At 49.9% G+C, this 22,186-nt stretch carries 22 protein-coding genes; 6 read left to right on the top strand and 16 right to left on the bottom strand.

Translation table 11 applies throughout. The features are described from left to right. Positions 1 to 60 precede the first annotated feature (60 nt). From HF569_RS00700 to HF569_RS00665, 8 genes are all read right to left on the bottom strand, one after another. Complete coding sequence (locus HF569_RS00700; RefSeq protein WP_168900945.1) at positions 61 to 1,104, bottom strand: zinc-dependent alcohol dehydrogenase family protein; 1,044 nt, start codon at positions 1,102 to 1,104, stop codon at positions 61 to 63. A gap of 14 nt (positions 1,105 to 1,118) precedes the next feature. Further along, a complete protein-coding gene (locus HF569_RS00695) occupies positions 1,119 to 1,601 on the bottom strand; it encodes a flavodoxin family protein (protein ID WP_168900944.1) in 483 nt (160 codons plus the stop codon). Between the two features lie 121 nt (positions 1,602 to 1,722). Beyond that, on the bottom strand, positions 1,723 to 2,361 hold the full coding sequence (locus HF569_RS00690; RefSeq protein WP_168900983.1) for an NAD(P)H-binding protein: 639 nt from the start codon (positions 2,359 to 2,361) through the stop codon (positions 1,723 to 1,725). Positions 2,362 to 2,432: 71 nt separating this feature from the next. Continuing rightward, positions 2,433 to 4,013, bottom strand: a complete 1,581-nt coding sequence (locus tag HF569_RS00685; protein ID WP_168900943.1) for a cation:proton antiporter — start codon at positions 4,011 to 4,013, stop codon at positions 2,433 to 2,435. Between the two features lie 132 nt (positions 4,014 to 4,145). Further along, on the bottom strand, positions 4,146 to 4,592 hold the full coding sequence (locus HF569_RS00680) for a MerR family transcriptional regulator (RefSeq protein ID WP_168900942.1): 447 nt from the start codon (positions 4,590 to 4,592) through the stop codon (positions 4,146 to 4,148). A 21-nt stretch (positions 4,593 to 4,613) separates the two neighbouring features. Next, positions 4,614 to 5,267 carry an NAD(P)H-binding protein gene (locus HF569_RS00675; RefSeq protein WP_168900941.1) on the bottom strand — a complete coding sequence of 218 codons (654 nt, stop codon included), beginning with the start codon at positions 5,265 to 5,267 and terminating at the stop codon, positions 4,614 to 4,616. 2 nt (positions 5,268 to 5,269) lie between these two features. Further along, positions 5,270 to 5,851, bottom strand: a complete 582-nt coding sequence (locus HF569_RS00670; RefSeq protein WP_168900940.1) for a flavodoxin family protein — start codon at positions 5,849 to 5,851, stop codon at positions 5,270 to 5,272. A 281-nt stretch (positions 5,852 to 6,132) separates the two neighbouring features. Continuing rightward, on the bottom strand, positions 6,133 to 6,654 hold the full coding sequence (locus HF569_RS00665) for a helix-turn-helix domain-containing protein (protein WP_168900939.1): 522 nt from the start codon (positions 6,652 to 6,654) through the stop codon (positions 6,133 to 6,135). A gap of 206 nt (positions 6,655 to 6,860) precedes the next feature. Here HF569_RS00665 and HF569_RS00660 point away from each other — a divergent pair, with 206 nt between their 5' ends. After that, positions 6,861 to 7,760 (top strand): hypothetical protein, encoded by a 900-nt coding sequence (locus HF569_RS00660; RefSeq protein WP_168900938.1) that lies wholly within the window; start codon positions 6,861 to 6,863, stop codon positions 7,758 to 7,760. Positions 7,761 to 7,798: 38 nt separating this feature from the next. Here HF569_RS00660 and HF569_RS00655 read toward each other — a convergent pair whose 3' ends face one another. The 5 genes from HF569_RS00655 to HF569_RS00635 form a co-directional block, all read right to left on the bottom strand. Then, positions 7,799 to 8,737: an ADP-ribosylglycohydrolase family protein gene (locus HF569_RS00655; RefSeq protein ID WP_168900937.1), complete on the bottom strand. Its 939-nt coding sequence runs from the start codon at positions 8,735 to 8,737 to the stop codon at positions 7,799 to 7,801. 276 nt (positions 8,738 to 9,013) lie between these two features. Then, positions 9,014 to 9,610, bottom strand: a complete 597-nt coding sequence (locus tag HF569_RS00650) for a pentapeptide repeat-containing protein (protein WP_168900936.1) — start codon at positions 9,608 to 9,610, stop codon at positions 9,014 to 9,016. A gap of 99 nt (positions 9,611 to 9,709) precedes the next feature. Next, positions 9,710 to 10,600, bottom strand: coding sequence for an EamA family transporter (locus HF569_RS00645; protein WP_168849602.1), 891 nt, complete (start codon positions 10,598 to 10,600; stop codon positions 9,710 to 9,712). A 136-nt stretch (positions 10,601 to 10,736) separates the two neighbouring features. Further along, complete coding sequence (locus HF569_RS00640) at positions 10,737 to 12,023, bottom strand: YhgE/Pip domain-containing protein (RefSeq protein ID WP_168900935.1); 1,287 nt, start codon at positions 12,021 to 12,023, stop codon at positions 10,737 to 10,739. A 136-nt stretch (positions 12,024 to 12,159) separates the two neighbouring features. Then, positions 12,160 to 12,798, bottom strand: a complete 639-nt coding sequence (locus tag HF569_RS00635; protein ID WP_168900934.1) for a TetR/AcrR family transcriptional regulator — start codon at positions 12,796 to 12,798, stop codon at positions 12,160 to 12,162. Positions 12,799 to 13,001: 203 nt separating this feature from the next. Between HF569_RS00635 and HF569_RS00630 the strand changes: the two genes are divergently transcribed. Further along, entirely contained in the window at positions 13,002 to 14,192 is a 1,191-nt protein-coding gene (locus tag HF569_RS00630) for a helix-turn-helix domain-containing protein (protein ID WP_168900933.1), read from the top strand. 27 nt (positions 14,193 to 14,219) lie between these two features. Then, positions 14,220 to 14,651 carry a GNAT family N-acetyltransferase gene (locus HF569_RS00625; protein ID WP_332870945.1) on the top strand — a complete coding sequence of 144 codons (432 nt, stop codon included), beginning with the start codon at positions 14,220 to 14,222 and terminating at the stop codon, positions 14,649 to 14,651. A gap of 101 nt (positions 14,652 to 14,752) precedes the next feature. Here the strand turns inward: HF569_RS00625 and rbsK are convergent, their stop codons facing one another. Beyond that, on the bottom strand, positions 14,753 to 15,676 hold the full coding sequence (gene rbsK, locus HF569_RS00620) for a ribokinase (RefSeq protein ID WP_168900932.1): 924 nt from the start codon (positions 15,674 to 15,676) through the stop codon (positions 14,753 to 14,755). A 214-nt stretch (positions 15,677 to 15,890) separates the two neighbouring features. Here rbsK and HF569_RS00615 point away from each other — a divergent pair, with 214 nt between their 5' ends. Beyond that, positions 15,891 to 17,264 carry a DHA2 family efflux MFS transporter permease subunit gene (locus tag HF569_RS00615; protein ID WP_168900931.1) on the top strand — a complete coding sequence of 458 codons (1,374 nt, stop codon included), beginning with the start codon at positions 15,891 to 15,893 and terminating at the stop codon, positions 17,262 to 17,264. 435 nt (positions 17,265 to 17,699) lie between these two features. On the opposite strand, the gene HF569_RS00610 is transcribed toward HF569_RS00615, so the two are convergent. Continuing rightward, positions 17,700 to 18,116, bottom strand: coding sequence for a MerR family transcriptional regulator (locus tag HF569_RS00610; RefSeq protein WP_168849594.1), 417 nt, complete (start codon positions 18,114 to 18,116; stop codon positions 17,700 to 17,702). A 94-nt stretch (positions 18,117 to 18,210) separates the two neighbouring features. Here HF569_RS00610 and HF569_RS00605 point away from each other — a divergent pair, with 94 nt between their 5' ends. Beyond that, positions 18,211 to 19,188: an aldo/keto reductase gene (locus HF569_RS00605; protein ID WP_168900930.1), complete on the top strand. Its 978-nt coding sequence runs from the start codon at positions 18,211 to 18,213 to the stop codon at positions 19,186 to 19,188. Between the two features lie 95 nt (positions 19,189 to 19,283). Here the strand turns inward: HF569_RS00605 and HF569_RS00600 are convergent, their stop codons facing one another. Next, the gene (locus HF569_RS00600; protein WP_332870944.1) at positions 19,284 to 20,168 is read right to left on the bottom strand and encodes a helix-turn-helix domain-containing protein; all 885 of its coding nucleotides are present in this window, start codon (positions 20,166 to 20,168) and stop codon (positions 19,284 to 19,286) included. A gap of 209 nt (positions 20,169 to 20,377) precedes the next feature. On the opposite strand from HF569_RS00600, the gene HF569_RS00595 reads away from it, so the two are divergent. After that, a complete protein-coding gene (locus HF569_RS00595) occupies positions 20,378 to 21,931 on the top strand; it encodes a glycoside hydrolase family 30 protein (protein WP_168900929.1) in 1,554 nt (517 codons plus the stop codon). Positions 21,932 to 22,186 lie beyond the last annotated feature (255 nt).

Genomic DNA, 22,186 nt, shown 5'->3' with positions numbered 1-22,186 from the left:
ATAATAAAAGAGGATGTTCACCTCACGCAAACATCCCCAGTTATCTTTCAATCTTAAATGTTACCGATCAATCACGAGTAGTGACTTGATCGCTTTCCGCTGATCCATGGCGGCGTAAGCATCTGCCACATGGTCCAAATCAAATCGCTGCGTGAACACCTTCCCGGGGTGAATGTCACCCTTTAAAACGGCCGCCAATAGCACGTCGCGATCATAAGTCGTCACTGAGGCAATGCCGCCGCGTAGGCCAATATTCTTCCAGAAGAGCTGGTTCGTATTCATTTCCGCCTTCTGAGGAACACCGACTCGGCCGACGACCGCACCAGCCCGGGCAACTTTAACGGCCGTGTCCACAGACTGAGCCGTACCAACACATTCCAACACAGCGTCGGCACCCGCACCGTCAGTCAAGTCCATCACGCGTTGAACCGCTTCATCGCCACGCTCAGCTACGATATCCGTGGCGCCAAATTCTTTGGCTAAAGCCTGACGATCCGCATGCCGACTCATGGCAATAATTCGTTTAGCACCACGAAGTTTAGCTGCGATGACGCCGCAAAGGCCCACAGCGCCGTCACCCATGACGACCACCGTATCACCGTCCTTGACTTCAGCAGTTGCCGCTGCGTGGTAACCCGTTGCCATGACGTCAGCCAATGTCAACAGGTCATTGAGTTGTGCATCTGAGTAGTCACTAGGTTGGCCGGGAACCTTAACCAGCGCCCAGTCAGCGTTCTTAAATCGTAAGTATTCGCCTTGGTAGCCAACAATCTCATCATCGGTCCGCGCGTTTTCACAATTCCCATCAAAACCTGCCAAGCAAGCCGCACAGTGACCGCAGCCGTGAGTAAACGGCGCAATCACAAAGTCACCCGGTTTCACATTGGTGACGGCACTACCCACACTTTCGACAATCCCAATGGCTTCGTGCCCCACTGGCGTATTCTTCTGCCGATCATTAATGCCACGGTACCACCACAGATCGGAACCACAAACACAGGCACGGACAATCTTTAACACGGCATCCGTTGAGTTCTTGACCGTTGGTTTAGGTAATTCTTGTGCTTCAACTTTTCCTGGTTCAACAAAGACTGCTGTTTTCATTTCATTAACCTCCACTACTTATTCGATAATTTCTGCCACCACTTGGCCACCGCTTGATCCGCCTGTGCCAGCTCACTAGCCGCGACACCTAAGCCAGTAGCGACCGGTAAATTCGGGACTAACTTCGCAAAATCAGCCTCATACTCACCCGGTGTGCCCGCATCCGTATAGAATGGCGCCACCGTACCGCGATACCCCTGCAATTGCTGCAAGAATGACCGCACTGGCGTCGCGACCTTAGCTGACCATACCGGCCCACCGATTAACAGCAACTGATACTGATCTAGTCGCGGCCACTCACTGGTTAGCGTTGGTAGCTGGTCACTTGCTAGCTGTTGATTCGCAACATCGGCGGTCGCATACATGTCGTTCGGAAACGTTCCTGCCGCCACGGTTAAATCCAGTCGATCTGCGCCAGTCGCCCGTTGGATCGCCGTCGCCAATTGCGCCGTATGGCCAGACCACGAGTAAGCCACGATTAAGACATTTTCTGCCATCTAAATCCCTCCATCACTATTTGCCTCATTAGACCCAGTTTAGACCTTGAAGTGGACTTTAAGGCAAGCTCTTTTTCCAAAATAAAAACACTTGGCCATCTTGGGCACAAGTGCTGATTGATCACCGGTAAACGGGGGTGTCACCATCCGTTCCGGCTTTGGCAATGCCTAAACTACTCCGACTATGAGACGTTGGCTGCTTCACAATCCCGACGATAAGATCGGCAATACTCTTTCGGGAAATCGTCGTTCCCTTAAAGGTTTCCCCTTTCTCCGTCAGCTCATAATCGACTTCATCGTTATTCGTCATATAGCCAGCCCGAATAATCGTGTAATTCAACGGTGATGTTTCGATTAACTTAGCGGCGCGCCGGGTGTCTTCCATCACGTCGTGGCCGATGGATGCTTCCAACCAAGCATCAAATTTAGCGGGCAATTCATGATACAGCCCCAACCCCGTGATGTAGATCAACCGTTGAACACCCGTCTCTTCCATAGCGCGAACAATGTTCTGGGCCATGGGTTCAAAGCGACCACCGAGATCGGCCAATACTAAATCCTGACCGGCCATCGCGGCCTTCAGCGTGGCGTAGTCATTGACATCACCCTCGACCACCGTTTCACGCGCAGCCGTCACATCCTGCAAGCGACTAGCTCGCCGCAGATAGAGGGTTAACGCCGCATCAGTTTCCGTCAATAACCGCGCACGGACCAACTGGGCAATTTGCCCGTGGGCACCAAGAATTAGAATTTTCAAAATAAGACCCTCCTTAAATTATCTAAATCTGAGTCTAAACCTTAGAGTAGACTCGAAGGCAAGCATAAAATGCGTTAGACCATCCGACTATACGGATCAACCACCAAGGCTTCAGACATCAAGACCTCGGTGTAAACGTCATGTAGTAAGGCCACGTCCACGACATGCTGTCGGGCTTGCTCAGTTAAAAACGCCCTTTCACTGGCAAATGCTTGCATCATTGCCCAACGTTGGTCACGACTTTGCAAAAAGTTAATGGCTTCACGGTGACTGATAATTCCTCGCCATCGCCGTAAATACGAGCGTAACGGATTCGTCTTAGTCTGGTCTTGCAGATCATAAACGACTAACCGCTTAACCGCTGCCGGTAAATCCAATTCCTGAACACGCTGAATCCCAACGGCCGTCATTTCTTGTCGAATTCGCGCCAGAATTTCATCTTTGACCAGCGCATCCCCATCTTGAGGCAGCAACCATCTAAATAATATTGTTGGAACCAGCATACTCAGCACAATCACAACCGTTTCCACTAAAATCACTTGACGAAACCAGAACGTTGACACCATGCCAGCAATTGAGAAGGTCATGGCCAGCGTGACTGTCCCATGGACGCCACCCAAAGCAAAGACCCAGCTGTTTAGCCACTGACGTTTCATGGCAAAACCATAAGCGTAGACTAACCGACAGATGAGTAAGCCACCGTATATCATTAAGCCAAGCCACAACCAATCCAACGATTGGAACATTTGCTGATGCTGACTCTGGACAATCCGTTCCAGACTAATTCCCAAGATGACAAAAACGCCACCATTTAGAATTTCAGAACTAAAATTCATGAGCTGCGTCCCCAGATACATTTGCCGGGGTGCCGTGAACCGACTACTATTTGCTTCCCCATTGTGAATGAGGCCCGCCACAACGACCGCAATAATTCCCGAAACATCTAGCCGCTCGGCCACCAAATAAATAATGATCGGCGTTAGTAAATAAACCAGGGTTTGTGACGAAATGACATTTCCTTCCGTACGGACGAGCGCTTGCCGGAAGAGCATAAATGCTACCGCCAAAATACCGCCCACAAAAGCACCGCCCAAAGCTGATACTAAGAGCTTGACTAAATTCTGTCCGAATGAAAATTCACTGGTCTTAACCCAGATTAGTCCCGCCTGTAAGAGGATTAAACCAGTCGCATCATTGAACAATGATTCCATCTTTAACTGGTCGCCCAACCGCTGGCTGATTTTACGGCCAGTAATGACCGACTCGAATGCCGTCGCATCCGTTGGCGTGCTGATAGCGACCATGACTAACGCCAATGGTAGACCTACCGCAAATCCCTGATGAACGCCCACTGTGACAACTATTGCGGACACAATCGCCAAAATAAAGGCCGTGCCGAGAATACTGGGAATCCCCTTGCCAACCTTAACCATCGGCGTTACTTGACCCTCAAAGAACAAGAGTGGCGCTAAAATTAACATCATGAAGATGTCATTTTCAAAAGGTAAAACTAACTGATTTAGACTAGGCATTAAGGCAACGACAATCCCCGCACCTAATGCTAAATAATTCTTTGAAATTGGCACCCACTGCGCCAATAGATTCGCCATTGCAACGGTCACTAACAAAATAAAGGTCGATACAAAAAACGCCATTCTGTTATCCTCCAATTTGTTTACTGAAGACCCAAAGGGAGATCAGCAAGTCTGATCTCCCTTTGCATTCATCCTTATAATGACGGAAGTTCTTTTCAAACACAACGGTTACACGCTATAACTGTTAACGACTCAGTGAATATCCGTCTCATCATTTTTCGCATCGCTTTCACGATCAACCTTCGCTGCATGTTGCTTTTCCAACTCGCGCAGCTCCTCTTCCGTTTCCTGCATATGATCATAGAAATGGTTGAGCTTATAGTTCAAATGGTCAATTGCGGCTTGCAGGTCATCTCGCTTTTCTTCCATTACTGCTAACTGTTCCTGCAACAATGCTTTTTGTTCTTTGGTATTGTCTTCCTGCGCATCGAAGAGCTCAATGTAGCGCCGTAAATTTTCAATACTCATGCCGGCTGCCCGCATCTGCGTGACAAACTTAATTCGCCGGATAATCCGGGTATCAATATCCCGATTACCTACCTCAGTTCGATCGATTGGCGGAATCAAGGATTCCTTTTCATAGTAGCGAATGGCGGCAGAGGATACCCCCGTTTTTTCACTAGCTTCTTTAATATTCATTTCGTTTCACTCCCTAACAAATTAATAGACTGGTCGGGTTTGCCCCTCAGTATCAGGATCTGCTATCCCAATACTATCACGACTGTACTTACTTGGGTCAGCAATAATGGCTAACACAACATCTGCGATACTTTGGCGGGACCCCGAAACACCATCATATGGCTGATTGCGGGTCGTGACGGTATATTTGATGGCCCGATCATTGAGCCACGGCAACCGTAACGTCGTGTAATCTAATCCTGAATCAGCCAATAGCTCATCGGACTTTCGCGCTGGTACCATGCCATCACCGATCATCTCAAGGTTCCAGCGGCCGAATTCACCACCGACTTCATCATACAGGCCTAAAACATTCGTAAAGATCACGCGGGATACTTGATTGGCCTGCATTCCCGCAATAACATTCTTCGTCAACCGATTTTGCCGGTCATGATCGACCACGGCGACAAATACTAAGTCTTGGTCAGCCATCGCAGCACGCACGGCCTCTGGATCAGTAATATCTCCTTCCACCAATGTCACCCGCGGATTGGATTGTAAATCAGCTAACCGCTCAGCATCTCTGAGGAAGAGGGTCAGCGATACATCAGCAAAGCGGTCCTCTGTTAAAATCCGCTGTTCAACAATTCTTGCGATTTGGCCATTCGCTGCTAAAATCATTACTTTTTTTGTCATGACTAAGACTCCTTTGTCTGTGTTAACCAGCGTTTAAAATCACTGGTCGTGTGTTCTAATTCCACATCGTGAATACTATAGTTAGGCAGAATCGTGGTGCTGTCTGGCGTTAGGCGTTCCAATACCTGCTGAGTATCACCCGATCCATACCCAGCATTAGTCGAGAACGACGCAACTCTTTTACCAGCCAACTGATTGCCAAACTGAATTAAAAACTGACGCATTGGGTTAGCCGGCGTCATCGCCCAGATCGGATGGCCCAATAAGATGAGATCATACTGGCTTAAATCTGGGAGGTCAGTCACCCTTAGTGGCGGCCAAACTTGCCGCTCACGTTCCGCCGTTGCCCGTGTAACACTAGCTTGGTAATCGCTAGGATATGGCCGAGCGACCACTAGCTCGTAAAGGTCAGCTTGCAGATAGCGTTGGGCCAATTCTGCCTGTGCTTCTGTATTTCCACTTCGAGAAAAGTAAATAATCAAAGTTTTCGCCGTCGTCGTTAACTGCCGGCTTGGTTGTTGCTCCCGATTGGTATCTTGCCCATCAGACCGAGCTCCACGCCCTTTCGGTAAACGTTTCGTCATGGCTCGTTACTTCCTTTCTGCTCACTCGAATGACCTTAGGTTAAACCTTCATGTACACTTCAAGGCAAGAGAAAAGTGAAAAAAAGATGATTTTAAAAAATATCATCTTGGATAATGCCTTATTCAATTTAGCTTAGTCTGCCGTGAGACCCCCGCCAGGATTAGTGAAATTACCATTAAACTATCTATCACTTTCACTTAAGAAGTCACGGGTTCTTGTTAAGCTATGCGTTCGCAAATAATTTCCCAGGTTATTTTTCTAATTAACCAGCGATTCCTTCTTAACCTTGCTCCCGTAATCCTGCCCAGAATCCCAGTGCGATATCCATCATTTGAGGCAACAAGAGTAAGGTTAGCACAACAACTGCAACCCCCAAAGCCACCCGCGACAAGGGGTAAATATGTTGCCGTTGCCGCTGATAAATTAATCCCGGCAAAACTATCGTTCCCAATAAAATTGGAGTCTGAATCCAATCTGTAACGGTTGTAACTGAAATCCTCACTCCCAATAAAATAAATGCGCCAAGTATCGCTATTCCTAAGCTAATGATGACTACTAATCCCAAAGGACGTACTGGCGGCTGTTCTAAAGACTGCATCAACCGATCATCCCCACGAATCATCTCATCAATCGTTACGCCAAAAACATCACTGAGTAAAATAATATTTGCAAAACTAGGTAACGCACTCCCTTGTTCCCACTTAGAAATTGACTGACGAGAAATATTAAGGTGCTGCGCCAGAATTTGCTGCGACCATCCCCGCTGTTCCCGTTGCTTTTTTAACTGTTCACCGATTGTCATCCAATCCCCTCCTCAACGAATAAATCCAGTCTACTCGATTTAAACACTGGTGGCCCGCATACTTTAGTTGCAACATCCATTTTGACAACTATAACCCGGGTTTATTTCAATATTTTCCACCATCAAAGAACGTTTGTTCGTTTATTTTCGTAGCTATTTCCGGTATACTTAACTCATCTAAATTTCGCAGGAGGCCCGGTTACAGCATGCACAAATTTTCTAAACTTAGCATCGGTCTCATCGCCTTTCTCACCACTCTTTTCGTTGGCACTCGGCCTATTAGCGCGCAAACCGAAAAGCCCAGTGCACTGGTTAAGGTGGGAAACTTCACGGCTAGTACTGACTTTCTCAATCTCAGTCAATATTTTGAAGTCACGCGGACCATTAAAATTAAGGTTAACTATGTCCCTACGCATAAAGTTGCGCACGCCATCAGCCGTGACTTTACGCTGCCGGCCGGTACGATTGTGGCTGGGAATCTTACGAGCACTAAATCTGGTGACTTTCTCGTGCCCACATTACAACTTTATTTAGCACGACTAAGCTACCCACTCATTCATCAAAATGCCCCCGCCGGCTACACCATTGACCCCGGCGCTGGTGCTTACGATCCCCAAGCAACCCTCAAGGCAACGGACAAGCTCACAGCCTTCAAGCGGATTTCAGCACCCAAATTTATGCCGGCCTACAGCCACGGTGATCTCTACTTAGGCGGTGCCAAGGCCGCACTCAGTGCCGAGGAAACGACGACCGCCAGCATTCGCGTTACGCCAGATGGTTACGTAGAATATCTAACGTACGATACCAAAGCTAACGCCGGACTGGGCTTCATGCAAAAGCCCACGGGCATGGCTAAGATCACGAAAACCGATTTTCATGATCCCTACCGCAAGCTATACTTCAGTCAGAAAATTAAGGGATTAACGAACAAACGGGTCAGTCACTCCGGCCCCTATCAATATCAACTCACGCTAAAAAATCTTCACGACCCTCAGCATAACGCCGGTAATGAAGATAATGGAATCGCCGGAACCTTCGACAGCCTCTATCGCATTAGCGGCCAGACGTACTTTACGTTTATCGGATATGACGGCGTGAGCGGCTAACTAAAAACGACGCGTCCAACTGACTGGACACGCCGTTTTTAATCGGCAAACTTCTCCGCAAAGGGGATCATCACCCGATCCAGCAATGCATGATTCAGGGTTTGCGACCACCACTCATCTGGAATAGTCGCGAGCTTATTTTTAGCCACAATTAGGCTTGCGGTCACCGTGGCTATCGTATCAGTATCGCCACCTAAATTAGCCGCTGTTAATATGGCTGTTTTCAAGTCGTCACTGTTGAGCGCTACCCACAATGCCGCCTCCAAAGTATCAACCACATAGCTGGATGACTTAATTTCAGCTACGGGTAGTTGACCAAAGTTCGGTAAAAACAAACGCTGGTAGGCTTCAAGTTCAGCTATAATAGCTGAATCATCCTGAATTTCCCGCACGATGCGGTCGTGTACAATTTCCAGTGCTGACGCAACCGATTGATCCAAAAATAATTCGCGTAAAACTTCTAAGAAGATTAGGCTGCCTAAGACCGACCGTGGATGTCCATGGGTAAGCGCCGTATAATTCCGGGTGATTTGTACTCGTCGCTGAAAATTCGTTTCATTCTGAAGCACCACTGCTAATGGCGCAATTCGCATCAAAGCACCGTTTCCGTTGGCAAACTCGGCAGTATCCCCACATTCTAACGCGGGTAACCGATTAATCGCATGGTTGCGGACCGCGTGAGCGCAGGTACGCCCCACATCAAAAGTCACACCGCGTGGCGTCCAATCGCCATACATCATGTAGGCTTCAAACTTATTAAGCAGGTCATCGTAGCTCCCGCCCTCCACTAAGTTCTGAAGTAAACACAATGTCATCGACGTATCATCTGACCAGCTACCACGAGGCTGTTTCCACGTTCCCTGACCGGTCATTCCTGTCAGCTGAAACGTCCCCCGCTGGCGCATTTCTACCGGAACACCAAGTGCATCGGCAACTGCCGCGGCCCTGAGAAAATTTAAAATCTGTTGCTGAATCATTGCTCATCGTCTCCCAACTATTCTGCGATTAATCGTTCATACTCTGTAATCAACCGCTTTGGCATTCCCCTCAAATCCTGCTATACTCAACCCCAAACACCAAGGGAGGTCCCCATTATTAGAGGAAAGACCATCAAGCTGATTCTAGCGATCATCATTCTCGGCGCCACCGCCAGCATTTGTTTACGTCACTGGGGCACCCGAGCAGAAGCACTGCCGACACCAGCTATCCGCGTCCAACTAGTAGCAAACCAGCCGTAGCCAGCATTTTCTAATTTAAGCCTGAATATCCAATCCCAAGGCGGCAGCAAACGTCACCGCTTGTAAGGGGTCAATCTTACAGCCGCGCACGAGGCCCGGTGTAAAGGTAATCGCCTCAATTTGGCTGGTTCGCAAATCCACCAATTTCAGACGGCTTTCCGTGAAATCGGCGCGATTCAACTCACACCGGTTAAAGTCTAACCGTCGCTTCACGGTCATCATCTGAAAGCTCGCCTCTACCAGCCGGGTTTCGGTGAAGGTAACCCCAGTCAAAACGGCTTCCGCAAAGTTCGCATAGTCTGCCCGCGAATCAGTGATCGTCACATCTTTAAGCCGAGCACTGGTAAAATCACTTCCCAGTAGCTGACACCCCGTAAATTCACAGCGATAGAGATAGCTCTGCTGAAACTCACAGTTCAGAAACTGACAGCCACGAAAGGTACAGTCTAGCCATTCACTGTTCTTAAAATCCGTCTGTTGAAAGCGACATTTCTCAAAACTAACTGCCTCTACGCGGATCTCTTGATTGGAATAAGTCAGTTCACAATTCACATACTGATTTTCTGGCTCCAGCGCATCTAACGACAGGGTTTCATCCGTAATTACTGCCATCTCATCGTCTCCTTCATTTCAATAAACCCAGCATAGCACTAAAGGGACCCCGCCACGGTGATTTACCGTCACAGAGTCCCTTTTGTTTCACATGAAACATCAACGCAACTGATTTTGACGACGCATTCCCCACACATTTGGTAGAATAACCGCGCCAATAATAATGAATACGCCTAGAATTTGTAGGCCATCTACCCGTTCACCTAAGACCAAGAACGCAATGGTAATCGAGGCTGGCAACTCCAACGATGAGAGAATCGGACCAATTCCCAGCTCGAGATATTGCATGAAGATCGAATAGGCCACCAGTGGAAAGACCATCGAGAAAATGGCAATCCAGAAGGCCCACTTAATCGTATCAAACGTGACTGGTGCCGAGACAATCTGTGGTCCCCAGACAACGGAGATCAATAGAAAGGCGCCCACACACAATAGCCAAGTCTTACTTAGCGGGTCCAAATTGTTGCCGAGCATCGCGGTAAACTGAATCGTGCAGGCATACGCGCAAGCCGCCAAGAAAGCCAGAAATAGGCCCCATAACGACAGCGGCTGGGTGATCGGGAAGAGTCCCGCGGCTAGAACCGTCCCCAGTAAAACCAAAATAATACTGATGACCTGCAGTCGTGACGGCCGCCGTTTATGTAAAATACTTCCCAGTAACACTGACAGCCAAACCGCCTGCATCAACATCACCGCCGCAGCCGCAACCGGAATCAACTTCAGCGACTGGATATAAAAGGTATTAGTAAAGCCAGAAGCCGTTCCCGCTGCCATCACCGCCAGCAATTGTTTCCAGTTCGTATGCTGATACCGGAGCCACCGCCGTCGCGCAATGTGAATGACGCCTAGAATGACCACGGCGCTGAGAAACGACCAGAACAATAGTGGCCCATTGACCACGCCCTCACTCCGGGCAATCTTCATCAATGTAGCCGGCACGCCAAAGCTAATCGCGCCCAACGCTACAAAGAATGGTGCTATTTTTCGCAAAAATTTTCACCCCGTTCAATAAGTTTCACCCTTACATTATACGCCTTCTAACCTGGCTCTGCCCACTCCCCCCTGCCACGCTATACAAAACTGACGCGGCCGATCGGTCTTCATCGATCATCCGCGTCAGTCCCCGTTACGCTATCACTTGATCATGTCGATGCCAGTAAAAATACCCCAATGTTCCCAAACTAAAGACGAGTACCATCCCGGCTAAAATTTCACAGACTCCCGTGATGGACCCACCCAATGAAATGGTGTGCCGCAGTCCCGTCATCGCGATGGTCATTGGCAAATATGGATGGAACAGCTGATAAAATGAATTGGTTAATTCAATCGGATAAGTGCCGCCAGAAACACCAATCTGAAAGATCATAAAGATTAACATCAGCCAGGCGCCCGTCAATCCTAACCATAGTCGGAAACAGGTCACCAGACTAAAGAACGCGAGGACAATGAGCAAACAGAGCAGATAGGTCTTCCCCGGTGCCAGCGGCCGTAAGCCATTAATGTACCATACCGCTAACCACATACAGCTTGCCGCTAACAGAACGAAGCCCCACAACATACTCATTTTATCCAGCCAAGCCATCAGAAAGTTACGGTAGTTGCCGCGGCGCTTACCCGCGTCATAGATGATGTTAAGGGTAATACAGCCCACAAACAGTGAAATTACCATGAAATACGGTGCCATCCCCGTCCCGTTATTCGCAATGGGCGCGACGTCATGTTGTTTCAACCGAATCGGCGCCGCCAACGCTCGTAATTGTCGCGGCGTCCGTGACTGGGTCGCTTGATTTCCCCGCACAATTCCCTGAATGATCGCTTCATTCATCGCAGCTGTCGTTGCTGCTGGCACACCCGCCACACTGGCTCGGGTGGTTCGTTCAAGTTGTTGCGTAGCCAGTCCCAACCGCTGCTGAGCGCGCTGAGCTTGGTATTGGGCGGTCGTTAACTCACTTTGAACGACTGCGTGATTCAACTTGGCCTGTAACTTTTGCATCGCCGTATTCCCCATCTTGGCGGCCACCGCACTACGGCCCGCATTCGTCTGATAGGTCACTTGGATCGTCTGCGGGTGCGTTGCCAACCGTGCCAGCTGCCGTGAAGTCGTTGATGGGATCGTCAACACCAGGTAAACCTTGCCCGTCCACAGATCATGCTGGGCTTGATGCGCACCTAGTTGCCGAAAATCCAGCGATTTATTCCGCAATAACTCATGAGTCACCGTCCGTCCCCAGTGAACCGAGGTCGGCCGATCTTGGTTCACGACCGCCATAGGCAACTGCTTAAGCTGCCCGTAAGGATTCCACACCGACGCCAAAAACGTCGCTGCATACACCAACGGAATCACCAAAATACCCAATAGAATTCGCCAAACTGCCGGGTGCTCTCTGATATAGGTCCATTCGTGAAAAGCCATCTTCCCATCTCCCCCTTTTTCAAATGAGCGAACGAATCATTCATTCGAAACTATGCTCAGTGTAGTCGTCCTACCTAGAAAGTCACTTTTGACCTTCTCTGGGTCGGGCGTTGGGGTAGTGAGATAACTTTGGCCCTCACTCATAACTACGTTGAAGCATCTCCCGAACAATCGTAATCATGTGATCGTCTTCGCCGTGGAGCATGTCAGATTCAAAGCTGTCGTAGCGCTTGTGAGCGCACCACCAGAAGATGAGATCGACAATCACTTCCGCGTTACGTTGGGGATCATTCAGTTGCGGGCGGGTCCGTTGCAAGAAACTCCCCACCTGTTGATAAAGCGTCTGACGTTGCTGGCGATACAGGGCGGCTAAGGCGGGATTAACTTGGGGATTATGTTCCAAAATCAAGAAGTATTGCCCATAGCGTTTAAAGGCTGTAAACAAAGCCGTTAACAAGTCCGTAAAGCTCACGACTGACCGTTGGGTTAACTGGTGGTTCCAATCTGCATAGGCGGCTTGCGTACGGTTAACTAATTCTCGTAGATCGACCGGGGCCAGCGGATAGGTGAGCCGCACCTCCTTAGTCGTGGGAAGCGTCGTCAAAAAGACATAGTCCAATAAGGCCGCCTTGCTGGTAAATAACCGGTAGAGCGTCCCCACGGCCACCTGCGCACGCTGGGCAATCATCTGCATTTGCGTTTCGTGATAGCCCGGCTGAATGAATAATTCACTCGCCGCTGTATAAATACGCTGTAACTTTTCCTCGTCCGTCATTTCTGATCACACTCCTTTACCTTTATCTAACCATGTTTGGCCAACTTCTTGCCGAAATTGCCTCTCAGCGTCCGTCTCTGCTGCGCTGACTTTACTAACTCCCTGGCAACCATCGTCACGGTACTCTGGCTTTTCTTAAGCAGCTACGGTATAACTAATGTAGCGCTTACATTAATAGGCGTTGTCGAAACGAGGTGTCTCATTTGCAACTAGACTTACGGTATCTCCAGGCCATCAATGCGCCGGCCATCGTCTTCAAAACTGAGCAATCCCAGTTGGAGATCACCTTTAAACAAGGTAAGATCTTAACGTCGGGCTACGTCACCGTTTTCCACGAAATTCCGAATCGCGATAGCCCGCTAACTATCTTTCAACACAGTCAGAATCTATTCTCGGTTTGCCTACGCCACGCTGACTACTGTTACATTCTGGGGCCGATCTTACTCACCGATGCCACCAGTCCGGCTACGGATACGCCGAATGCCCGGACCATTTACTTGCCACAATTGCTGAGCACCTACGCCATCTCGTGGCAACAATGCTTGAATCAGATTCTCGCGCTCGCTCAGATTATTCAGTTGCCCCTCGATTCGGACGCCGTGACCACCGCTTTCGATCACGCGGTGCCTTCCAACCAATTCAATGACAAGCTCATTCTAGTTAATTTCGAAGACGAGGGTGCCCACGTCAGCTATGCCTATGAAAAAGCCCTCAAGACCGCGGTGGAGCTGGGCAAACCCTCAATGGTCCACGATGCTTTTATCGGCCTCGTGAACTCCGGGCGAATCGGGATTCTCGCCGATGGCAGCGACCTGCGGAACATTAAAAATTGGGGCATTATCAGCGTATCCGTCACGATTCGCGCGGCCATCCATGCTGGCATGGACTTTGATCAAGCGTACTCACTCAACGACCACGACGTCCGGACGCTGGAATCACTGACCACCTACGACGATGTGATGAGTGCCATCGAGAGTATGATTAAAGACATGGCACAACGGGTCCACCAGCTGCACGCCGTCCACCTGTCAGCTCCCGTCCGCCGCGCCTATCAGATCATCATGAACAGCCCGGAAACTACCGTCACGATTGCTCAACTAGCCAATCAGCTGGGCTTGTCGCCACACTATTTATCCGCTCTCTTTCACACGGAAATCGGCGTCACCTTGTCGCGTTTCAAGATTCTAGTCAAGATCAACCGAACCATTGAAATATTGCAAACGACGAACCTACCGCTCTCAGAGATTGCGGCTATTCTCAATTTTGCCGACCAAGCCCATCTGACCCGTGAATTCAAACGCTTCGTCGGCTGCCCGCCTAACAAGGCCCGCAACAATCCCCACCTCACCGAAGACTGGCACCTCTACAACTTCACCAGCATTAACGTTGGCTAATTATTAATAATAAAGGATTGATTAATTGTGATTACTAAACTCACCACCCTGACCGCAGACCAGCAAAACCGGCTCATGACGATCTGGCTCCAGGGTAATTTAGACGCCCATCCCTTTGTGGCCGCGACTTACTGGCACCAGATGGCACCGCTTGTGGCCACTCAACTGGGCGCCGCTACACTTTACGTCGCCACCACGGAACACCAGATCGTAGGCTTTGCTGGGCTGGACGACACCTACATCGCCGGTATTTTCGTAGACAGCGCTTATCGACATCAAGGGTTCGGTCACGCCCTACTCACGCGACTCCAAACTGACTATCGCCAGCTCACTTTGAGCGTATACCCTCAAAACCAACGGGCCGTGGCGTTTTACCAGCAACACGGTTTCACGCTAGGTGAACAAGCCGTGGATCCCGATACCGGTGTGCTGGACCAGGAAATGCACTGGCAGCGTTGAATTCGAACTATTCACCACAACTCAAAAATCGACTTTTTCAGAAATGTAGCCGTTCTGAAAAAGTCGATTTTATTTTGATCATTCGCATAAATGACCGTTCACTAATTAGGCTGGTACATCTCGGCCACTTCTTTAGCCGTGGGGTAGGACTTCTGCGTCCCCCGACGTGTCACCGTGATTGCCGCGTATTCATTCGCGTGGCGTAAGGCCTGCGGAATCGTCTCGCCCTGGGCGAAGTAGTGGGCAAATGAGCCGATGAACGAATCACCCGCACCAGTGGTATCAACCGCCTCAACCTTAACGGCATCAATCAGTTGACTCGTCGTGGCACTTACCCACAGCACCCCGCGGGAGCCAATCGTGACCAAGACATTCTTGACGCCCATATCAACCAGCCGTTGTGCGGCGCGGGAAATCTCGTCCATGGAGGTCGTTGGCAGTCCCGTTAACGTCGCTAACTCCGTTTCGTTCGGCGAGAAGAAGTCCACCCGACGAACGTGTTCCATGTCCAAATGACTATTCGCTGGCGCGGGGTTTAATAGGATGGGAACGCCGTACTGCTTAGCCAGGTCAATGGCGTGATAGTTCGTTTCCAGCGGAATCTCCTGCTGAAGCACGATCAGCTTGGTGTTGCGAATCAAGTCGAGATGCTCATCTAAGACGGCCGGCGTTAATTCGCTATTAGCCCCTTTGACGATGAGAATCCGGTTATCCGCCGTGGGGTCAACAAAGATGGGCGCTGCACCACTACTTTTACGACCTACGCCCACACCAGTAACGTCGATATTGGCCGCCTTAAAGTTACCCAACTGTTGTTTGCCAAAACTATCGTTGCCGACCATGGAAATGAAACTGACCTGAGAGCCCAACCGCGCGGCCGCTACGGCTTGGTTGGCGCCCTTGCCACCGAAGCCCATCGAGAAGTCTTCCGCCTCAACAGTTTCTCCCGCCACGGGCATGCGGTTGATATACGTCATGAGATCAATCATGTTTGACCCGATTACTAACACGTCACTTTTTTTCATACCTGGACACCTCTTTACTTTCTAACCTAACACAATTTCTCACTTATGTAAACGCTTACAAATAAATCCACACTTACGGAAATCGGCGGAGTCGTCACCACTCATTTACCCGCTTTTCATGCCTAACATCATGCTGGTACCCGATTGACTAACATTTTGATTATCAGTATGATGGGATATGTTGTGCAATTTTAATAGAATAGAAGGCCGTTTAATGTCAAAGGAAATTAAGCAATCGTTATTTATCATGGTATTTGGCACTTTCTTCGGCATCCTGTGCTCTACCCTGATGAACGTGGCGCTGCCAACGTTCATGACCGTCTTCCACGTCAACTCATCCACCGTCCAGTGGATCAGCAATGGTTACATGCTGGTGAGTGCGATGATGATCCCGGTGAGTGCCTACCTGATTAAGAAATTCACGTTTCGTCAACTCTTCATCTTATTTTCCGCCATCTTTCTGGCAGGAACTTTACTGGGCAGCATCGCGCAAAGCTTTTGGCTGTTAATCCTCGGCCGCATGATTCAGGCTACTGGATCGGGCGTGATGATGCCGCTAGTGAATATCTTGGCGATTCGCTACGCCGCTCCGACTAAGAAGGGCGCTGTCATGGGGCTGGTCGGACTCGCTTTCAACTTTTCGCCCATCATCGGACCAACCTTATCGGGGGTAATCTTGACGTACCTGTCGTGGCGCTACCTGTTCATCCTCGTCTTACCCTTCATTCTGCTGGACCTCATCTTAGCTTACCTCCTGCTCCCTAGCATCCCGACAAATGAATCCCCGACGCTGGATCGGTGGGGGCTCTTCTTGATTAGCTTTGGGGCACTGGGTCTGCTGTGGAGCTTCTCCAATGTCGGGCAGTACGCGCTCACCTCACCCTTCGTCACCGTCCCATTCGTTATCGGTGCGGTGCTGACCACCATCTTCATTCGGCAACAATTACATAGCCCGAACCCCTTGATTAATCCACGGATTTTCAAAAACGGGCAATTTTCGACCGCGACTAGTCTAAACGCCCTCATCGTCGCCACCATGTATGGGAACACCATCCTACTCCCCTTACTGATCCAGTCGATCATGCATCAAAGTCCGATTATTTCTGGGATTGCGCTGCTGCCCGGTGCGTGTCTGACGGGAATCATGTCCCCGATCAGCGGGCGCCTCTACGATCGGTACCCGGTGCGGCGGATCGTGACGGCCGGGCTGTTAATCGACTGCTTCGGTACCATTATGCAAGCCTTCATTGACGTCAACGCTTCGGTAGCGATGTTGACCCTGGGCCAAACGATTCGCCAGCTGGGACTTGTCTTAATTTTGATTCCGATCCAGACGCACGCTTTGACCCATCTGCCCAACCGGCTCATGGCCGATGGCGTGGCCACGTTCAACACGTTGCGCCAGATCTCCGGGTCATTTGGAACGGCGATTATCATCGCCACGATCAACCTGGCTACTAAATTTTTCACAGCTCACCCGAACGCCCCACAGATAGGAATTCAGGCCGGCTTCACCATGTGCCTCTTCTTCCTAATTATCGCATTAGGCGTGTCGGCCAAACTCATCACGCTCCGCAACGTCGAATAAGGTTGACTTCCCACGGCACCCGTGCGATACTATCCCATGGTGCCAAACCACGGTAAGGGAAAGCGATCGGTGCGCAAGCATTCCGAAGGTCGCCGCACCTTACCACAGCAGTCCCGAGTAGAACGCGGGGCTGCTTTTTTGTGCAGAGAGTGAAGCAAGGCGCTTAGCTTCTGAGCATTAGGGAAATAAGGGGCTTCTGTTCGGCTATGCCGGACAGGAGTCCCTTATTTTGCTAAGCGGAAGAATCTGGCTTGTGGAACGCGTTTCGGAAGCTGCAAAATTCCGATGCATACTGGCGAGAGTAAATCTAACGCCCCAAGCCAGTATAACCACTAACAACCGAGCCGGTGCTTATTGGGGTTAAGCGGAGGGGGCTACCCGAAGGAACGCGTTTCAAAAGCAGCCAAACGCGTCTCCTCAATGACAAGTTCCCCCCTACAGCTCATCATTTGGCTTATAATCCGCCCAATCTGGCCGCGGTGTTCCCTTGATCTCGGCCTGTTTAATAGCCGAGTAAAAGGCAACCTTTTGGGTGATATGACGGTGATACCGCTCCAACTTGGCCAGTTGCTGGGAGACACTGACCTCGTGTTCATTCAGGACCGCTAAGATCTTATCCAAGTCAGGCCCCGTTTCTTGATAACTCAGCAATTCTTGCAGCTCACTCATACTCATACCAGAATTTTTAAAGCAGACGATACTATTTAATTTTTCAAGATTCGCTTCATTGTAGACTCGGTGGTTTCCACGCTGGTGAACATCCGGGATTAGCCCCAGCCGTTCGTAATACCGCAGCGTTGACGGCGCTAGATGATATTGCTGAGCAACCTCTGAAATCGTTAATTCTGTCATACTTGATCAGTCCTATCTTTGCAAATTAAAAACTTTACTTGAAGTACACTTCAAGTGCTATGCTTAAAATAATCAGAAGGGAAGGTTAACCACTATGGAATTTAGAAAGTTGGGAAAAACCGGGTTTAATATCAGCGAGGTATCACTCGGCACTTGGCAATTAGGCGGTAAATGGGGCGCACCCTTTGACGAAAAAGACGCGCTCGATACCTTAGAAGCGGCCTACGATCGTGGCGTTAACTTCTTTGATACCGCCGATGGCTATCAAGATGGCATGAGTGAAAAGGTCGTTGGCCAATTCATCAAACGTCACCCTGACGTCCACTACTCAACCAAGGTTGGACGGAAAGAAATGCCACTGACTGAGGACCATTTCAGCCCGAAGGCCATCAGAAGATACGTTGACGAATCTCTGCAAAATATGCAGGTTGATTCCCTCGACCAAGTCTTACTACACTGTCCCCCAATGAGCATCTATTACCAACCCGAAACGTTTAAGACCTTAGATGATCTTAAAAAGGAAGGTAAAATTGCCAACTACGGTGTCAGTGTTGAACGGGTGGAAGAAGCCATCAAGTCCCTGGACTATGACATCTCCAGTGTTGAAATCATCTTCAACATGTTCCGCCTCCGCCCCGCTAAGCTCTTCTTTGATCTTGCTAAGAAAGCTAACGTCGGCATCCTGGCCCGTGTTCCCTTGGCTAGCGGCTTGTTAACTGGGAAATTCACCGCAGATACTCACTTTGATCCAGCGGACCACCGGATGAACAACCGGGACGGTCAACATTTCAGCAAGGGTGAAACCTTCTCCGGCGTGGATTACTTAACCGGTGTCAAGGCCGCTCAAGAACTGAAGAAACGTCTGGGTACCGACAACTTGGCTGATACGGCCTTGCGGTACATTCTGATGTTTGACGCCGTTTCCGCTGTCATTCCAGGTGCCAGCAACCCTACTCAAATCGAACGTAACACGCACGCCGCTGAACTGAAGCCACTGACCGCCGATCAAATGGCCATCGTGACGGACGTTTACGACAAATATATTAAAGACCCTATTGAATACATGTGGTAAATCCTAAAAGTAGCCGGCAAACGCCAGCTACTTTTTTCGGTCATCATTGTTTCACATGAAACATCACCAAAACACGGTCCAAGGTCCCGCTCTCTCTAACCCAAATAATCCGCCGAATGATGTTCGCGGCGCTGCGTCTTGCGATAGGCACTGGGCGTCAGGCCCGACCATTTCTTAAACTGCTTGCTAAAGCTGGCCTGACTGCTAAACTTCATCTGCATAGCAATCGCTTCAATCGAGTTTTCACCAATCTCTAGCAAAACCTTGGCCCGGCTAAATTGCCGCTCATTGGCGTATTCGCTCGGCGTAACCCCATAAATTCGTTTGAAGATCCGATGACCATACGTCGTACTAACGTTGAGATTGGCACAAACCGTTCGGAAAGTGCGGCGGGCCCACTCATCGTCAAATAGCCCGCTAGCCAACTTTTGTGCCAAGATGACCTCGCGCTCGGAATATTCCTGCACGGTGGTCATCACCGGCTGGGCCTGCGATAGTGCCATCATGAATTTTAGGAAGATGATTTCCACTTGAAACTTACGCGTTTGGCTCTGACCAGGCTCATCTTCGAGGCTAACCATCGCCCGCGTCAACTGGTGCGCCGCCTGACTAACCGCCGAAGTTCGCGGCGCCACCACATTGCCCAAGTTTTTGATAATCTGGGTCTTCAACTCCAGGTCGCCAACGTTAAAGTGGAAACAGAAGAATTGTAGTCGGTCCCCGCTAAAGTTAAAGCTTTCATGCGGCGTCTCGGGGGTAATGATGATGGCTTCCCCCGCTCGGATGACCAAGCGACGTGGCCCCATAAACATGGTGACACTCCCCTGCGTGACCGCGATCAGCTCAAATAACTGGTGCTGTTCCCGGGGGTAATGCCAACTGGGAAAGTTGCGCTGAAAATGCCCCGCGTACAGGTAAATATTCGATTCAACCGTCTGAAATACATATTGTTGGGCCACGTGCTTCGTCTCCTTCGCCACTCATTTACTCCCTCTCAGCCTACCATCTCCTACTAACCACCGCAATCAGTTTTAGTTGCCATTTGGACAAATTCAAGGTAGTAATTGCCATGGACGACTTATCTGTAAGCGGTTACGATGAAAGGGTAGTTAGGGCTTAATTCTTGGACTTTTAGCCCCATTCAGTGTCAATTCCACAACGATTACGTCTAATTGGAGGCAGTTTAGTGATGAGAAAATTTAAGAACGAATTTTGGACCACAACTTCAGGTGATCTGACGCAACGACGGACGCCGCTGACCACCCCAGATTATCAAACCGATAGCGCTGAGGCTAAGAAGATTATCATCGACCCCACCGACAAGCATCAGGACTGGCAAGGGGCCGGCGCAGCAATTACCGATTCCGCGGCCTACCTACTGTGGCAGGTCATGAACGCCCAACAACGGCATGATTTGTTGACAGAACTCTTCGACCCCGAGCAAGGCGGCTTCTCGAGCGTCCGGGTACCACTCGGCTCCTGTGACTTCCAAAGCCAAGAATACTACACCTACGACGATATGCCTTACGGTGAGCACGACAACAAGCTGGAACACTTCTCCATTGGTGAAGGTCAACCCGGCGCACCGGACGCCACCAAAGACTTAAAGAACATCGTACCCGTCCTACAAGAAATCTTACAAATTAATCCTGCGCTGAAAATCATCGCCTCTCCTTGGTCTGGTCCGGCTTGGATGAAGAACACTGGTCACTTGACCCACGGTGGGCACCTGCGTTTTGGCGAATTCACCGGTAATGGCTACACTGAGGAAAACCGGTTTGAGTACATTTATGCCCAATACTTTATTCGTTATATCGAAGAGTATCAAAAACTGGGGATCCCAATTTACGGCCTGACGATTCAAAACGAACCGTCTAACGCCGCCCACTGGCCAGCCATGATCTGGACAGTCCCTGAACTGGCTAATTTTGGGTACAAGTACCTGCGGCCAGCTTTGAACCGGTCATTCCCTGACACCAAACTCTACTTATTAGATGACAGCTTCCACGCGCTGACCAAGCCAATCGAAGAAGAAGTTACGCCCGCCCAAGCAGCGGCCTTTGATGGCTTAGCCGTCCACACCTACTCCGGTCCATTTGAAAATATGTACCACGCCAACCGGACTTACCCGAACTGGGATGTCGTCATGACGGAACGGCGGTGCATGATGACCGACGATCCTGAAGAGGCTGCTCACATCATGTTCGGCGTCATTGGTAATTGGTTAGTTCACAACGGGTTGAGCATGATCACCCTCTGGAACCTCGCCTTAGACGAACGGGGCTTGCCAAACGCGGCCGATTCCACCGGTCGTGAAGGGGTGGTAACGATTGACCACACGACTGGGAAAGTTCAACGGAATTTGGAATACTTCATGCTTCGCAACTTCGGTCAAGACGTCCCAACCGGCGCCAAGGTCATCGGCTCGACCAACTACACCAAGGACGGTTACACGGGGAGCTTAGGTTCCGTGGCCTTCTTAGGCACGAACGGCGATATTGTCGCCCACCTTTACAATCCAACGGGCACGCCGATCAAAGCGGCCATCACGATTAACGGCAACGGCAATCAGTGGCAAGTCGTCTCCGTTCCCGCCTATGGCACCGTGACATTGCATAAATCTGATGACGCCATCAACACCTCCACCATCCCCGCTGATGATGACTTCGCACTGAATCCAACGCCCGCTAACCATGACGACGTTGCGCCTGGTCAAAGCGAAGGCAGTCAATTGGTTCGTTAAATTTTAAGTGATCCGACAAGAACTTGGGAGAAGTCCTGAGTTCTTTTTTTGGTTTATCGCCATGTTCTTTAGCCCGATCACCTCCGTTCTGAGAAACGGCTCTCCGGATTGGTGCCCTCTCTAACCTCTTCCAACAACTTTAGACTCGGCGTAGCAAATCTCCTTAAATACCTGATACGTCAATGTTTAACTAATCGTAATTGATAACAGATATGTAGCCGAGAGTGAGCCAAATTTGGACTCAGCCGTGGGATT

Origin of the sequence: Levilactobacillus tujiorum (genome assembly GCF_012641185.1) — a bacterium.
GTDB classification, from domain to species: domain Bacteria; phylum Bacillota; class Bacilli; order Lactobacillales; family Lactobacillaceae; genus Levilactobacillus; species Levilactobacillus tujiorum.
Note: the sequence above shows the minus strand (reverse complement) of the source record. Positions and strands in the feature narration are given on the sequence as shown.

What these genes read in the sequence shown, in the direction of transcription:
- HF569_RS00700 (WP_168900945.1), bottom strand. Translation starts at nt 1,104, where the DNA reads ATGAAAACAGCAGTCTTTGTTGAACCAGGAAAAGTTGAAGCACAAGAA.
- HF569_RS00635 (WP_168900934.1), bottom strand. Translation starts at nt 12,798, where the DNA reads ATGACGGACGAGGAAAAGTTACAGCGTATTTATACAGCGGCGAGTGAA.
- HF569_RS00680 (WP_168900942.1), bottom strand. Translation starts at nt 4,592, where the DNA reads ATGAATATTAAAGAAGCTAGTGAAAAAACGGGGGTATCCTCTGCCGCC.
- HF569_RS00615 (WP_168900931.1), top strand. Translation starts at nt 15,891, where the DNA reads ATGTCAAAGGAAATTAAGCAATCGTTATTTATCATGGTATTTGGCACT.
- HF569_RS00640 (WP_168900935.1), bottom strand. Translation starts at nt 12,023, where the DNA reads ATGGCTTTTCACGAATGGACCTATATCAGAGAGCACCCGGCAGTTTGG.
- HF569_RS00665 (WP_168900939.1), bottom strand. Translation starts at nt 6,654, where the DNA reads ATGACAATCGGTGAACAGTTAAAAAAGCAACGGGAACAGCGGGGATGG.
- HF569_RS00670 (WP_168900940.1), bottom strand. Translation starts at nt 5,851, where the DNA reads ATGACGAAACGTTTACCGAAAGGGCGTGGAGCTCGGTCTGATGGGCAA.
- HF569_RS00610 (WP_168849594.1), bottom strand. Translation starts at nt 18,116, where the DNA reads ATGACAGAATTAACGATTTCAGAGGTTGCTCAGCAATATCATCTAGCG.
- HF569_RS00595 (WP_168900929.1), top strand. Translation starts at nt 20,378, where the DNA reads ATGAGAAAATTTAAGAACGAATTTTGGACCACAACTTCAGGTGATCTG.
- HF569_RS00655 (WP_168900937.1), bottom strand. Translation starts at nt 8,737, where the DNA reads ATGATTCAGCAACAGATTTTAAATTTTCTCAGGGCCGCGGCAGTTGCC.
- HF569_RS00650 (WP_168900936.1), bottom strand. Translation starts at nt 9,610, where the DNA reads ATGGCAGTAATTACGGATGAAACCCTGTCGTTAGATGCGCTGGAGCCA.
- HF569_RS00675 (WP_168900941.1), bottom strand. Translation starts at nt 5,267, where the DNA reads ATGACAAAAAAAGTAATGATTTTAGCAGCGAATGGCCAAATCGCAAGA.
- HF569_RS00685 (WP_168900943.1), bottom strand. Translation starts at nt 4,013, where the DNA reads ATGGCGTTTTTTGTATCGACCTTTATTTTGTTAGTGACCGTTGCAATG.
- HF569_RS00660 (WP_168900938.1), top strand. Translation starts at nt 6,861, where the DNA reads ATGCACAAATTTTCTAAACTTAGCATCGGTCTCATCGCCTTTCTCACC.
- rbsK (WP_168900932.1), bottom strand. Translation starts at nt 15,676, where the DNA reads ATGAAAAAAAGTGACGTGTTAGTAATCGGGTCAAACATGATTGATCTC.
- HF569_RS00695 (WP_168900944.1), bottom strand. Translation starts at nt 1,601, where the DNA reads ATGGCAGAAAATGTCTTAATCGTGGCTTACTCGTGGTCTGGCCATACG.
- HF569_RS00605 (WP_168900930.1), top strand. Translation starts at nt 18,211, where the DNA reads ATGGAATTTAGAAAGTTGGGAAAAACCGGGTTTAATATCAGCGAGGTA.